Source organism: Hydrogenophaga sp. LT287, from assembly GCF_055702805.1.
Genome location: NZ_JBVPZC010000010.1, coordinates 119,819 through 132,936, shown reverse-complemented (window position 1 = coordinate 132,936; position 13,118 = coordinate 119,819). Strand labels below are relative to the sequence as shown.

11 protein-coding genes and 1 tRNA gene are annotated in these 13,118 nt (G+C 66.5%); 6 read left to right on the top strand and 6 right to left on the bottom strand.

Going from position 1 to position 13,118, the window contains the following annotated elements; genetic code table 11:
• On the top strand, nucleotides 1-327 hold a 327-nt coding region (locus AC0GNR_RS10335), incomplete at its 5' end, for an IS66 family transposase (protein WP_472900380.1).
• Between the two features lie 49 nt (nucleotides 328-376).
• Nucleotides 377-592, top strand: coding sequence for an Hsp20/alpha crystallin family protein (locus AC0GNR_RS10330; protein WP_472900871.1), 216 nt, complete (start codon nucleotides 377-379; stop codon nucleotides 590-592).
• 16 nt (nucleotides 593-608) lie between these two features.
• Here the strand turns inward: AC0GNR_RS10330 and AC0GNR_RS10325 are convergent, their stop codons facing one another.
• On the bottom strand, nucleotides 609-1,628 hold the full coding sequence (locus tag AC0GNR_RS10325; protein WP_472900870.1) for an alpha/beta hydrolase: 1,020 nt from the start codon (nucleotides 1,626-1,628) through the stop codon (nucleotides 609-611).
• A 293-nt stretch (nucleotides 1,629-1,921) separates the two neighbouring features.
• On the opposite strand from AC0GNR_RS10325, the gene AC0GNR_RS10320 reads away from it, so the two are divergent.
• Nucleotides 1,922-1,998 (top strand) — tRNA-Arg (locus tag AC0GNR_RS10320).
• A 61-nt stretch (nucleotides 1,999-2,059) separates the two neighbouring features.
• Nucleotides 2,060-3,316 (top strand): Hsp70 family protein, encoded by a 1,257-nt coding sequence (locus AC0GNR_RS10315; protein WP_472900869.1) that lies wholly within the window; start codon nucleotides 2,060-2,062, stop codon nucleotides 3,314-3,316.
• Between the two features lie 27 nt (nucleotides 3,317-3,343).
• Here the strand turns inward: AC0GNR_RS10315 and AC0GNR_RS10310 are convergent, their stop codons facing one another.
• Nucleotides 3,344-5,830 carry a Lon protease family protein gene (locus tag AC0GNR_RS10310; RefSeq protein WP_472900868.1) on the bottom strand — a complete coding sequence of 829 codons (2,487 nt, stop codon included), beginning with the start codon at nucleotides 5,828-5,830 and terminating at the stop codon, nucleotides 3,344-3,346.
• A gap of 198 nt (nucleotides 5,831-6,028) precedes the next feature.
• Between AC0GNR_RS10310 and AC0GNR_RS10305 the strand changes: the two genes are divergently transcribed.
• On the top strand, nucleotides 6,029-6,748 hold the full coding sequence (locus AC0GNR_RS10305) for a dienelactone hydrolase family protein (RefSeq protein WP_472900867.1): 720 nt from the start codon (nucleotides 6,029-6,031) through the stop codon (nucleotides 6,746-6,748).
• A 30-nt stretch (nucleotides 6,749-6,778) separates the two neighbouring features.
• Here AC0GNR_RS10305 and AC0GNR_RS10300 read toward each other — a convergent pair whose 3' ends face one another.
• Genes AC0GNR_RS10300 through AC0GNR_RS10290 form a run of 3 tightly spaced genes read right to left on the bottom strand, consistent with a single transcriptional unit; the run spans nucleotide 6,779 to nucleotide 10,209 of the window.
• Nucleotides 6,779-7,468, bottom strand: a complete 690-nt coding sequence (locus AC0GNR_RS10300) for a response regulator (RefSeq protein ID WP_472900866.1) — start codon at nucleotides 7,466-7,468, stop codon at nucleotides 6,779-6,781.
• Complete coding sequence (locus AC0GNR_RS10295; protein WP_472900865.1) at nucleotides 7,465-8,649, bottom strand: PAS domain-containing sensor histidine kinase; 1,185 nt, start codon at nucleotides 8,647-8,649, stop codon at nucleotides 7,465-7,467. The genes AC0GNR_RS10300 and AC0GNR_RS10295 overlap by 4 nt, the downstream gene beginning before the upstream one ends.
• A gap of 3 nt (nucleotides 8,650-8,652) precedes the next feature.
• Nucleotides 8,653-10,209: a PAS domain-containing sensor histidine kinase gene (locus tag AC0GNR_RS10290; RefSeq protein ID WP_472900864.1), complete on the bottom strand. Its 1,557-nt coding sequence runs from the start codon at nucleotides 10,207-10,209 to the stop codon at nucleotides 8,653-8,655.
• A gap of 332 nt (nucleotides 10,210-10,541) precedes the next feature.
• Here AC0GNR_RS10290 and AC0GNR_RS10285 point away from each other — a divergent pair, with 332 nt between their 5' ends.
• Nucleotides 10,542-11,396, top strand: coding sequence for a Crp/Fnr family transcriptional regulator (locus tag AC0GNR_RS10285; protein ID WP_472900863.1), 855 nt, complete (start codon nucleotides 10,542-10,544; stop codon nucleotides 11,394-11,396).
• A 26-nt stretch (nucleotides 11,397-11,422) separates the two neighbouring features.
• Here the strand turns inward: AC0GNR_RS10285 and AC0GNR_RS10280 are convergent, their stop codons facing one another.
• On the bottom strand, nucleotides 11,423-13,117 hold the full coding sequence (locus AC0GNR_RS10280) for a SulP family inorganic anion transporter (protein WP_472900862.1): 1,695 nt from the start codon (nucleotides 13,115-13,117) through the stop codon (nucleotides 11,423-11,425).
• Between the last annotated feature and the right edge of the window lies 1 nt (nucleotide 13,118).

The window sequence follows — 13,118 nt, the reverse complement described above, 5'->3', positions numbered from 1 at the left end:
TTGCTGGGCAAGGCGCTGCACTACCTGTCCTCGCAGTGGGCCAAGCTGGAGCGCTTCGTCACCAACGGTCTCTACCCCATAGACAACAACGGCTGTGAGAATTCGATCCGTCCGTTTGTCATCGGAAGACGCAACTGGTTGTTTGCCGACACCGTGGCCGGCGCCAACGCGAGCGCCAATCTGTACTCGTTGCTGGAGACCTGCAAGGTCAACGGCGTCGATGGGTACCAGTACCTGCGCTCGCTGCTGGTGGCGCTTCCTCGGGCCAGGACCGTCGAGGACTATGAGGCCTTGCTGCCCTGGTGTCTCAACGGGCGCAGCGGCTGAAATAGGAAACTGTGCAAGGGGTGCGGTCTATTGATCGCTTACGCTCAGTGTGTCGGGGGAGAAGCACTTCGAACAGGAGAGCGGCGATGGCAGCTACCGGCTGTTGCAGTGTGCTTATGGCAGCTTCCGGCGCGATCTGACCCTCCCGCATGCTGTGGATGCCCAGCGCACGCAGGCCCGCTATCGCGACGGCGTGTTGCGCATCGACATGCCGCGAACAGATCGCGAGCGTGGTCGGCGTATTCCTGTGCGTGGGGTCGATTGACGCCAGGCCGTGTACCTCAGGGCGGGGCGGCCGGCCTTGTGACCGGTTGAGGCTGCGCCGTAGCGTCTGCCGCACCGTCCATGTTTGCCAGGACCCAGCCGGTGCGCGCCGCGACAAAGTCCGCAATGTGGTGCAGCGCTCGGCCGGACTCTGGGATGAAGGGTGCGACCTGGAACACATGGGGCATGTCGGGCCAGAGCTCCAGCTCGACGTCGACCCCCGCCGCATGGGCTTTGTTCGTGGTGCGGATGGCCTCGTCGCGCAGCATTTCGTTGCTGCCGACCTGCAGCAGCAGCGGCGCCAGGCCATCGAAATCCGCGAACAGGGGTGACACCTCGGGATGCGTGTACAGGTAGGGCGACGGCACATACTGGCGACGCAGCACCAGCAGGTCACTCAGGCGGAACATCGGGTCGCGGCCTTCGTTGTCGGACATGCTGTGGCTGTCGAACGTGCAGTCCACGGCGGGTGACAGCAACACAGCGCAAGCCGGTTGCGGGTCGTGGGCCTGGCGTGCGCGGGTCAGCGTGACCAGCGCCAGGCAGCCGCCGGCCGAGTCGCCCATCACCACCAGGCTGTGTGGTGGGCAACCGCTGGCCAGCAGCCAGCGGTAGACGGTCTGGCAGTCGTCTGGCGCGGCGGGAAAGGGGTACTCGGGTGCCAGGCGGTAGTCGGGCACCAATGCGCGGGCACCCAAGAGTCGGCACATGCGGGCGGCAAAAGCCGCATGGGTGTTGGGGAACCGAAAGGCGAACGATCCACCGTGCAAGTAAAGCAGCGTGCGGTCGGGCCGGCTCTCTGGCACGCTGACCCACTCGGCTGCGACGCCGTTGCACTGCACCGCCTCGCGCACCATGCCAGGCTCCACCGGCGCATGCCGGGCATCGAACGCTTCATAGCGCTGGCGCAAGGCTGCCAAGTCAACGTCTTGCCGCAAGCGCCCGTGTGAGGCGACGCGCAGCAGCGTTGTGAGCGCCCGGCTGCGCCAACTGGCGGGCCCTTCGATGTGCCGAATGTGTGTCGCTTTGGGGGTCATGTGCGCGCATGGGGCCGGCCCAAGCCCTGCATTGCTGCTGTCAATCCAATCGACATCATCCAGATGGACCGGGGGTTGCCGATTGAGTACACGCAACACAGCGCCTTCGTCCGCGTCGAGACGCAGGCTGCCAATCGATCGCAGCGCAACGCCGATGCGCCGCGACGGGCTCATGCGCCGCGCATTCCTGCCTGTCCACCCAGGCCCTTCCACGTGCCGTGTGCACGTTGCAGAGCGCTCAAGCGCATGTCCAGATCATCCTGGGCCAATTCCTGTGTAGAATTGCGTGCTTCGCGGCTGTAGCTCAGTTGGATAGAGTACTTGGCTACGAACCAAGGGGTCGTGGGTTCAATTCCTGCCAGCCGCACCAAAAAAGAAAGCCCGCAGCTTGAAAAAGCTGCGGGCTTTTCTCTTGCTTCTTCATTTTCCACATGACGCTTTCGCTCAACGGCACGCTTGGTATTGATTTCGGCACGTCCAACTCGGCCATGGCCTGGGCCGATGTGCACGACACGGCGCACCTGATTCCGCTGGAAGGCGACGCGGTGTCGATGCCCACGGCGGTTTTTTACAACGCTGAAGACCACCTGACCCACTTTGGTCGCGATGCGGTGGCGCAGTACCTGAGCGGAACCGAAGGCCGGCTGATGCGCTCGCTCAAGAGCTTGCTGGGCAGCCCGCTGCTGATGGAAAAAACCGAGGTGAACGGCCAGCAGGTGAGCTTTCTGGACATCGTGGCCACCTTTCTGGACGCGCTGCGCGAACGCGCCGCCCACGCGCTGGGCGAAGCGCCCACCCGCGTGGTGATGGGCCGGCCGGTGCATTTTGTGGACGACGACCCCGAGCGCGACGCGCTCGCGCAGGCTTCCTTGCTGCAGGCGGCGCAGTCGGTCGGTTTTGACGAAGTGTCGTTTCAGCTGGAGCCGATTGCGGCGGCGCTGGACTACGAGCGCCGCCTGACGCGCGAGAGCCTGGTGCTGGTGGTCGACCTGGGCGGCGGCACCTCGGACTTCACCGTGGTGCGCCTGGGCCCGCAGCGCATGGCGCTGGCCAACCGCGCCAGCGATGTGCTGGCCACCACCGGCGTGCACATTGGCGGGACCGACTTTGACCAGAAGCTCAGCCTGGAACGGGTGATGCCTTTGCTGGGTTACCGCCACCTGGGGCCGCAGCAGCGCGAAGTGCCCAGCCGCACGTTTTTTGACCTGTCCACCTGGCACCTGATCCAGTGGCTGTACCTGCCCCGCGCGCTGAGCCAGGCCCAGGGGTTGCGCGTGAACTACACCGACCCGCGCTTGCACGAGCGGCTGATGACGGTGCTGAAAGAGCGCGCCGGCCACCATGTGGCGCACGAGGTGGAGCAGGCCAAGATCCGGTGTTCGCAAAGCGACGGCGCCACGCAGGTGGACTTGTCGTGCGTGGAACCCGACTTGCTGGCTTCACTGGACACGGCCGACATGCGCGAGCACCTGGGCGCGCTCCTGGCGCGCACCGTGGCCTGCGCCCGCGCCTGTGTGCAGCGAGCGGGCCTCACCGACGCGTCGCTTGACGCCATTTACCTCACCGGCGGTTCGTCGGCCTTGCGGCCGTTTCAGCGGGCCTTGCAGGCCGAATTCCCCAGCGTGCCGCTGGTGGAAGGCGACCTGTTTGGGGGTGTGGCTTCGGGCCTGGCCTACACCCGGGTGTGACGCTGCCGGGGGCGCCACGGGCACCGTTCAGCCGGCGCCCGGTTTTGGGCCCATGTGCTGCACGGCTTCGTGCATCGCTTCTTGCTCGGCGGCCTTCTCAGCTGCTTTGGCCGCCTCCTTGGGATGAAGAAACGCTTGGCGCACCTGCGCCAGCTGGGCCAGCCCGGCCGCCACGCGGGCGTTGACCGAATCGGGCGTTGACCACTGGCCCTGGGCGTCCAGGGTGCCGGCGTCCACGCCGGTGAGCAGCGTCAGCGCTTCGTCCACCGTGCGCACCGGCCACACGTTGAACCGCCCCGCGCGCACCGCGTCCACCACGTCCTGGCGCAGCATCAGGTGGCACACGTTGCTGGCCGGCAGCAGCACGCCGTGCGCCCCGGTCAAGCCGCGCGCCGCACAAATGTCAAAGAAGCCTTCGATCTTTTCGTTCACGCCGCCCACCGCCTGCACCTGGCCAAACTGGTTCACCGAGCCGGTCACGCCCAGTGCCTGGTTCAGCGGCAGTTCGGCCAGCGCCGACAGCAGCGCCGTGAGCTCGGCCAGGGAAGCGCTGTCGCCCTCGACCCCGCCATACGACTGCTCGAACACCAGGCTGGCTTTGAGCGACAGCGGCGCCTGCCGGCCAAAGCGCGAGGCCAGGAAAGACGACAGGATCAACACGCCTTTGGAGTGGATCGGTCCGCCCAGCTTCACCTCGCGCTCGATGTCCACCACCTCGCCGTCGCCCACGCGCGCGGTGGCGGTGATGCGCACCGGGTGCGCAAAGCTGCTGTCGCCCAGGGGCACCACGGCCAGCCCGTTGACCTGGCCTACATGGGCGCCGTCGGTGTCCACCAGCAATTGGCCGCGCACAATCTCGTCGCGGTAGCGAAGCTGGATGCGCTCGTGGCGGTGGCGGTGCGCGTCGATGGCGGCTTGCACATGCGCGCGCTCGATCACCAGCGCCTGGTCGCGCGCGGCAAAGTGGTTAGCCTCGCGCATCAGGTCGTCCATGGGCTGGGTCTGGGTGGTCAGGCGCTGGGCGTCGCTGGCCAGGCGGGAGGCGTGTTCAATCACCCGCGCCACCGCCCCGGCCGACAGCGGGCGCAACTGCTCGCGCCGCGCCAGTGTGGCGATCAGGCGGGCGTAGGCGGCCGTGTTGTCGGGGTTGCGGGCAATCTCGCTTTCCATGTCCGCGTTGATCTTGAACAGCGAGACAAATTCGGGGTCGTACTGGCTGAGCAGGTAATACACCACCCGCTCGCCAATCAGCACGATCTTCAGGTCCAGCGGCATGGGCATGGGCTCCAGCTGCACGGTGCTGCTCAGACCAATCAGGTCGGACAGCGATTCGATGCGCACCACCCCGGCCTTGAGGCAGCGCTTGAGCCCTTCCCAGGCGTAAGGCTGCGACAACACCTTCACCGCATCGAGCAGCAAAAAGCCGCCATTGGCCCGGTGCAGCGCGCCGGCGCGGATGAGGGTGAAGTTGCTCATGAGCGTGCCCATGTGCATGTAGTGCTCAATGCGTCCCACCAGGTTTTGCAGCGTGGGGTGGTCTTCAAACACCACCGGGCGCTGGCCGTCGGCCGGGTTGTCCACCAGCAGGTTCACCAGGTAGCGTTGCACGGAAATGGTGCCCGACAGCGTGGTCGTTTCGGTGTCGCCTTCGGCGTGCGAGGTCTCGTGCAGCGACTCGCCCGACTCAATGATGTCTTGCAGCACCGCATCCAGGTAGGCGCTCACGTGGGGCAGGTCGGCGTAGCGCGGGCGCAGCTCGTCCACCATGTGGGCCACCGTTTCGCGCAGGGCCTCGCTGCCGGCCTGCCGGAGCCGGTTTTGCGTGTCGCGGCGCCAGCGCGGGAAGGTGTTGAAGAGCTGGTGCAGCGCCTCGCGCAGGTGCTTGATGTGTTCGGCCAGCTCGTCCTGGCGTGCCTTGGGCAGCTTCTCCACGTCCTCCGGCGTCATGGTGTTTTCAGCGTCTTTCATGGGCACAAAGGCAAAGCCGGCGGGGGTGCGCATGAGCGCCACGCCCAGCTTGTTGGCCTCGTCGCCCAGGTTTTGCAGCGCGCTCACCTCGCGCCGTTTTTCTTCCTCCTGCATGGCTTCCACGCGGCTGCGGTATTCGTCGCCCTGAAACACCGCGTTGATGGCGGGCGTGAGCTCTTGCACAAAGTGCTGCATGTCGTCGCGCAGCGTGGGACCCCGCCCGCAGGGCAGGTGCAGCAGGTTGGGGCTGCTGGGGTTGTCAAAGTTGTAGACGTAGCACCAGTCGTTGGGCGGCACACCGTCTCGGCGCTCGGCCTGCAGCAGCTGCTGCACGATGGCATGGCGCCCGCTGCCGGTTTCGCCCAGCACAAACAGGTTGTAGCCATGGTTGCGAATGTCCAGCCCCAGGTGCAGGGCTTCCAGCGCGCGCGGGTGCAGTTGCGCGGCGTCCAGCTCGCCCAGCTCGCTGGTGGTGGCAAAACCCAGCGCAGCCGGGTCGCAGGTGTTGTAGAGCTGGCTCGGGGGCAGAGGGTCTGGACGTGGCATGGGCCTGAAGAGAGGTGGTGGCACAACGGTATGGCGTTTCACACCGACACGGTAACGGCACCACGGGCGGTCTGGAGGGCTGTTTTTGAAAGACTGCTTGTGCGTTGCGCGCAATCAATGGCCGGGTGGTGCTGAGGAGAAAAATCGCTGCTTGGGGGTGGCTGCGGTGGTCTGTTCACCCCCGGGAGTGAAACCAACATGACAGCAGAGTCCCTGTTTTTTCGTGACACCGACCGGGGGTGGGGCACGGGCACCGGCGACAGCCCGGACAGCGAGACGCCGGTCGAGTCGGTCAACCTGCAAGGCCCGTCTTTGCCAGGTGATTTGTCGGTACCGCCCCATGCCAAAGGCTTGGTGATGTTTGCCCACGGCAGTGGCAGCAGCCGCTTCAGCCCGCGCAACCGGTGGGTGGCGCGGGCGCTGCACCAGCACGGGCTGGCGACGCTGCTGTTTGACTTGCTCACCGTGCGCGAAGCCGAAGACCGCCGCCTGGTGTTTGACATTCCCCTGCTGGGGCGGCGTGTGGTGGAGGCGGTGCGCTGGGTGGACCAGCGGCCTGACTTGGCGGGGTTGCGCCTGGGCCTTTTTGGCGCCAGCACAGGGGCCGCAGCGGCGCTGCTGGCGGCGGCCGAGATGCCGCAGCGGGTGGCGGCCGTGGTGTCGCGCGGCGGCCGCCCCGACCTGGTGATGGACCGCTTGCCCGAGGTGCAAGCCCCCACCTTGCTGATTGTGGGCGGGCTGGACCAGGAAGTGCTCGAACTCAACCGCCAGGCGTTTCGCCGCCTGGGCGCCCCCAAGCGGCTGGAGGTGGTGCCGGGCGCCACGCACCTGTTTGCCGAGCCCGGCGCGCTGGGCAGCGTGGCGGCTTTTGCGGGCAGCTGGTTTGAACAGCATTTCGCGCCGTCGCGCCGGCCTTGAAAGGGCGCACGGCGCGCGTTGAACCCAAGGTCAGTCCTCGGGGTGCAGGGCCATGCCGAGATCGTTTTTGCCCAGGTTGTGTTCCAGGCCGAAACGGATCAGCGCTGCCGTGCTGTCGAGCTGCAGTTTTTCCAGAATGCGGCGCTTGTGTGTGCTCACGGTCTTGATGGACAGGTGCAAGGACTCGGCAATGTCCACCGGCCGCTGCCCGGCCACGATGCGCTGCAAGATCTCCAGCTCGCGGGTGGACAACACGTTGATGCGCGGCGCACTGCGCTGGCCATTGAGCTGCTGCACCACCCGCTCGGCCAGGTGCGCCGACACAAACACCCCGCCTGTGGCCACCTTGCGCACCGCCGCCACCAGCTCGGTGGACGCGCTGTCTTTGGTCACATAGCCCTTGGCACCAGCCTGAAACGCGCGCATGGCGTATTGCTCTTCGCCGTGCATGGTGAGCACCAGCACCGCCACCGCAGGAAACTCGGCCTTGATGCGGGCGATCAGGTCCATGCCCGTCATGCCGGGCATGGACAGGTCGACGATGGCCAGGTCAAAGGGCTGGCGGCGCAGGCATTCCAGCGCCTGAAAGCCGGTGCCCGCTTCGGTGATGCTCCATTGCCGGGCCTGCGGGTCCAGCAAGCGCTTGAGCCCCTCGCGCACCACCGTGTGGTCGTCCACCAGCAGCAGCCGCAGCGTGGGTTGCAACGTGTCTTCGTTCATGCCAAGGCCTCCATGTGTTGGCACAGGCCCTGCTCGTTCTGCGTCATGGGCAACGACAGGTACAGGCTCAGCCAGCCCGAGCGGTCGCGTGCGGCGTCGATCATCAAGCGCCCGCCCATCAAGCGGGCGCGGTGCTGAAGAATCTGGCCATCGTGGGGCTGCGTGTCGGTGTGCGGGGTCAGCGGGCCTACGGTTCCGCGCGCCTGCATCACCAGCTTCAGCGCATCGGGCTGGCGTTGCATTTCCAGGTGCACGTCGGTGCTGTCGGTGTGTTGCAGCAGGTGCGACAAAGCCGCCTGCACAAAGCGGTACACCGCCAGCGCAGTGGCCGGTGCCAGGGGCGGCGCTTCTGGCCCCAGCGCCAGGCTCAGCTGCAGGCCCACGCGGCGGGCGGTGTCGTTGGCCAGCCATTCCAGGGCGGCGTTCAGGCCCAGGTCGTCCAGCATGGGCGGGTGCAGGTCGGCGGTGATGCGGCGCACGGTGGACACCGCTTCGTCCAGCGCGGCCAGCGTGGTCTTGGCGCATTCGCGGCAGGTGGCCGAATCGCTCATGCTCGCCATGTGGGCCACGTCCAGCTTGAGCACGCTCAGCGTCTGGCCCAGGTTTTCGTGCAGTTCCAGCGCCACACGGCGGCGTTCGGCCTCGCGCGCATCGTTGTCCAGCGCGGCAATGCGGCGTTCCATGTCGGCACGCAGGCGCTCGGTGATGTCGGCCAGCGTCACACGCAGCGCGTGCGTGCCATCGGCCAGGGGCGTGCGCAGGCTGTCGATCTGGCCGTACCACTGGTGCCCGTCCTCTGCCGCCAGGCCCAGGTCCACGCGCTGCAGGCCGTCGGTGGCCAGCACATGCTGCAGGTACTGTTGCCAGCGGTCGCTGTCGCCCGCCATCACGAAGCGCCCCAGGCCGTTGCCCTTGAGCGCCTGCGGCGCCATGCCCAGCAGCTCGGCGCCGGTGCGGTTCACCTCCAGGATGCGGCCATCGGTGTCCAGCGTGAGATAGCCCACCGGGGCAAAGTCGTACAGGTCCAGGTAGCGGTCCCGCGCGGCGGCCAGGTCGCTCTGGGTGCGGCGCAGTTCGTCGTTCTGGTGTTCCAGCTCCACCTGGTGCTGCTGTAGCGCCTGTTCCAGGTCGTGTGTCGGATGTGTCTTGTGGGGGCTGGGGTGGGTGGAATGGCGTCGCATGGTTCAGCTCCGAATGTCGCGCAGGGCCGTCACCGGGTCGTCTTGCGCTGGGGAATCATGCTCCTCCAGCGGGGCTCCCGGGTCAAGTGCGCCATTGGGCTGCAGCGGCAGGCGCACCACCAGCCGGGCGCCACCCGAGGCTGCGTTTTTCAGCGTGATCTGGCCGCCCAGCATGTGCACCCGCTCGCGCATGCCGATCAGCCCAAACGAGCCTCGCGGCGCTGTGGACGGGTCTTTCGGAAAACCCTGGCCGTCGTCTTCCACCACCAGCTGCAGACGCCGGCCTCGGGTTTCAATCGAGATGACGGCCTGTGAAGCACGCGCGTGGCGCGCCATGTTGGTCAGCGCCTCTTGCACGATGCGGTAAACCGCCGTGGCAATGTTTTGTTGAATCGGCTCGGGGCTCTCCACCAGGCGCAGCGTCACCTGGATGCCCGAACGCCGTTCGAAGTCGCGCGTCAGCCATTCAATGGCTGCGTGCAGACCGAGGTCGTCCAGCATCGGCGGGCGCAGGTCCATGGCAATGCGGCGCACGGCGGTCACCGTGTCGTCCACCATGTCCATCATGGCTTGCAGACGCTCGGTGGGTGCTTCGGTGCCGCTGTCTTGTTGCTGCGCGGCCAGCTCCAGTTTGAGTGCGGTCAGCCGTTGGCCCAGCTCGTCGTGCAGTTCGCGCGCAATGCGCCGGCGCTCTTCTTCGCGCGCTTCCACCAGGCTGGCTGAGAGTTCGCGCAGGGTGCGCCGCGAGTGCAGCAGGTCGCGCTTTTCCTGCAGGCGCGCGGTCACGTCGGTGATCACCATTTGCACAAAGGTGCGTTCGTGGTCGGGCAGGGCGGCCACCACCAGCTCCACCTCGCGCAGACTGCCGTCGGGTCGCACGATTTCGCTGTGTACGGTTGACACCTCTTGCTGGCTGGCAAAGGCCTGCGCCACCTTTTCGCGCACGCCGGGGTGCGATGGTGGGCTGAGCAGCCTGTAAATGGGCAGCCCAATCAGCGACTCGCGGTTGTCCACGCCAAACAGCGTGGCGCACGCATGGTTGGCAAACACCACACGCTCGCCCTCGGTGATCCAGATGGCCACGGGTGCCCGGTCAAAAAGCGCCCGCAACCGCTGGTTCAGTTGCTCAATGACGGCGGTGAGCTTGTGCTCTTCGCTCAGATCGCGCAGCAGTGCGGTGTAGTGGTGCGTGTGGCTGCCGCCGTGGGCCAGCGTCACCTTGCAGATGGCGGCTTCCAGGGGAAACTCTTCGCCGTTGGCTCGCAGGCCGAAGAGTTTGCCGCCCTGACCCATCGGGCGTTCGATGACGTCCGACTGCGCAAAATGCTGCACATGCGCAGCGTGGGCAGCGCGCAACCGCTCGGGAATCAGGGTGGACAGATCTCGGCCCAGGGCCTCGTTGACCGTGAGGCCAAACATGCGCTGTGCGGCCGGGTTGATCATGACGATGCGCATCGCCGCGTCGAAGGTCACGATCCCTTCCAGCGCAGCGTGCAGGGCACTGAATTGCGCGCGCAAAGCCAGGTCGTGCAACGTCGGGTGGGCGAAAAGAGCTTGCATGCGGGTTGGTCGGTTGCGTGGTGCCAAGGCGGTTCGGTCGGGCGCCAGGCACCAGGCGCCAAAGCAGTCCCGCCCCGACAGCGTCATACTGCCCAGGGCATTTTTTCATCATAGATCGGTCGACCTGAAATAATGCGATTTGCCGCTCAAATTCACACGTTGTGATTCAAAAAATCGGGTGGTTGCTGTCGTTTTGTAGGATTTTTCTTACGCCTGACCGGGCGGTTTTCTGGTGCTTCGCTGTGGGATGTTCCGATGGATGGCGCGTGAGGTTTCACACATGCTAGGGGTTGTGTGTAGGGCATTAGCCGCAAACCTATCGGAGAACCACCATGTCAGTCAGTCTGCAGAACGGAACCGGAAAGCCCTTGGGTGAAGCAGGTGTGTGCCGCACGCCGCTCAAGAACCACCACACCAGCTTTGCCGACCTGCTTCAGCTGCTGGGTGTGGAGGGGGCCGACCTGAGTGCCGCCGCCCAGATGCCCATGGTGCTGCGCCGGGTGCATGCCGGTGAAAGCCTGGCCCACGAAGGCACGCCGGCCGACGCCCTCTTTTTCGTCTGTGCAGGCACCTTCAAGATCTTCCGCACCAACGAAGACGGCTACGAACAGGTGCTGGCCTTTGCCATTCGCGGTGAGGTGCTGGGCTTTGACGCGCTGTGCATGGACAGCTACCCCACGGCTGTGTCGGCGCTCGAAGAGTCCAGTGTGTACGTGGTGCTCAAGCGCGACGTGTTTGCGCTCTCGCAGCTCATGCCGTCGTTTGGTTTGTCGCTGCAGCGCGCTGGCAGCATGACGCTGGCGCGCAGCCGCGAGCTGGTCGAGTTGCTGGCGGCGGTGGCGTCTGAAGTGAAGCTGGCCCGTTTTCTGATTCAGCTGTCGCGCCGCATGGCGGGTTGCGGGCAGTCGCCACGCCGGTTCCACTTGCGCATGGGCCGCCGTGAAATCGCCAGCCTGCTGGGCGTGGCGCACGAAACCGTGAGCCGCTCGTTCAGTGCGTTGGCCGCGTTGGGCATGGTCGACGTGTCGGACCGCGAGGTCGAGATACTGGACATGGAAGGGCTCAAGCGCTTTGCCCGCAGCACCCGCCGCCACCTGGACGAGCCCGCCGTGTCCCGCACACGCCGGCCTATGGCCAAGCGCAGCGCCTCTGTGCACCACGCCATGGCGCAGCCGCTCGCAGCCTGATGGGCGCTGTTGCGGCGAACGTGTTCTCAGGCCGGGGTGAGCGGCTTGGCCGCGCTGCCTTCAGCTGTTGAGTGCCAGGTGGGCGCAGCCCGCAACGCGTCGGCCTCGGTGCGGTACAGGCGCAGCCGGGGCCCGTCTGTCAGGTGCCCCGCCGCGCGCAGCACGGTTTCCACCGGCAGCTTGATGCCCACCACATGCAGCGTCACACCTTGCTCATTCAGCACCGACTGCAGCCGCCCAAACCCCTCGGCGCCGGTCGCGTCGATCCAGTTGATGGGGTGCGCAATCAGCACCACATGCTGTGTGCCTGGGTGCTCGGTGAGGTAGCGGGTCACGGCGTGTTCAAAGGCGCTGGCGGTGGCAAAGTCGAGCGCGGCGTCCATGCGCAGGGCGTAGGTGGCCGGTGCCAGTGGCGCCAGGTGCCACAGGTGGCGGTCGCGCAGGCTGCCGTCCGGGTGCAGCCCCACTTCAATAATGCGCGGGTGCAGCCGCAGGTACAGAAAATGGCTCAGCGCCATCAACACCCCGGCCAGCACGCCCCAGTAAAGCTGCGGCGCGGTGAGCACGGTGACCACAAACGTGGTGCCCGCAATGACCGCTTCCACCCGGGAGAGGGCCCACAGCCGGACAAAAGCCACCGGCTGAATCAGCCCCATGACGGCCACCACCACCACCGCCGCCAGCACGGCCAGCGGCACATGCTTGAGCAGCGGTGTCAGCAGCACCAGCGCCACCCCCACCAGCGCCACCGAAAACACCGTGGCCCAGCCGGTTTGGGCGCCGCTGTGCAGCAGCAGCGCCGAGCGTGAAAACGATGCGCTGGTGGGAAAAGCGCCCGAAAACCCGGCCACCAGTTTGGCCAGTCCCTGGCCAATCAGGTCCTGGTCCTGGTCCCAGCGCTGGCCGCGCCGGCTGCTGTCCACCTTGGCGCTGGACGCGGTTTCCAGAAAACTCACCAGGCTGATCACCAGCGTGGGCAAGAGCAGCTGGCCAAGCGTGGTCCAGCCGGGCCAGGCCGGTGTGTAAAAGGTGGGCAGCCCTTGCGGCAGCTGGCCAATGACCGCGCCGCCGTGGGCCTCAAACCCGACCCACGCGCTGACCCCGGCCGACACCACCACCAGCAGCAACACCGACGGAAATGTGGCCCGCCAGCGCCGGGCCATCAGCAAAAAAGCCACCGAACCCAGCCCGAAGGCAATGGCCGGCAGGTGCATCTGCTGCGGCTGCGCCAGCGCGGCCCAGCCACCGGTGAGACCCAGCAGGGCCGGCAATTGCGACGCGATGATGAGCACCGCCGCGCCCTGGGTAAAGGCCATCAGCACCGGCGCGTTGACCAGGTTGAGCAGCCAGCCAAAACGCACAAAGCCCAGTACCACCTGCACCAGGCCCGACAGCAGCGCCAGCCACACCGCCAGCTCGATCCACTGCGCGCTGCCCGGCGCGGCCATGCCGGTGAGCGAGGCGCTGACCAGCAAGCACGTGAGGGCGGTGGGCCCCACCGACAGGCGCATGGAGCCACTGAACAGCACCGCGATCAGCGCCGGCAGCATGGACGCATAAATGCCGGTGATGAGCGGCATGCCGGCCAGCGCCGCATAGGCCACGCCCTGCGGGATCACCATCAGGCCGACGGTGATGCCGGCCAGCGCATCGCCCCGCAGCACCGCCCCGCTGGGGCGGGGCCAGGACAGAAACGGCAGAAAACGGCGCAGTCGGTTCATG

What these genes read in the sequence shown, in the direction of transcription:
- AC0GNR_RS10325 (WP_472900870.1), bottom strand. Translation starts at nt 1,628, where the DNA reads ATGACCCCCAAAGCGACACACATTCGGCACATCGAAGGGCCCGCCAGT.
- AC0GNR_RS10295 (WP_472900865.1), bottom strand. Translation starts at nt 8,649, where the DNA reads ATGCGACGCCATTCCACCCACCCCAGCCCCCACAAGACACATCCGACA.
- AC0GNR_RS10305 (WP_472900867.1), top strand. Translation starts at nt 6,029, where the DNA reads ATGACAGCAGAGTCCCTGTTTTTTCGTGACACCGACCGGGGGTGGGGC.
- AC0GNR_RS10310 (WP_472900868.1), bottom strand. Translation starts at nt 5,830, where the DNA reads ATGCCACGTCCAGACCCTCTGCCCCCGAGCCAGCTCTACAACACCTGC.
- AC0GNR_RS10290 (WP_472900864.1), bottom strand. Translation starts at nt 10,209, where the DNA reads ATGCAAGCTCTTTTCGCCCACCCGACGTTGCACGACCTGGCTTTGCGC.
- AC0GNR_RS10280 (WP_472900862.1), bottom strand. Translation starts at nt 13,117, where the DNA reads ATGAACCGACTGCGCCGTTTTCTGCCGTTTCTGTCCTGGCCCCGCCCC.
- AC0GNR_RS10300 (WP_472900866.1), bottom strand. Translation starts at nt 7,468, where the DNA reads ATGAACGAAGACACGTTGCAACCCACGCTGCGGCTGCTGCTGGTGGAC.
- AC0GNR_RS10285 (WP_472900863.1), top strand. Translation starts at nt 10,542, where the DNA reads ATGTCAGTCAGTCTGCAGAACGGAACCGGAAAGCCCTTGGGTGAAGCA.
- AC0GNR_RS10315 (WP_472900869.1), top strand. Translation starts at nt 2,060, where the DNA reads ATGACGCTTTCGCTCAACGGCACGCTTGGTATTGATTTCGGCACGTCC.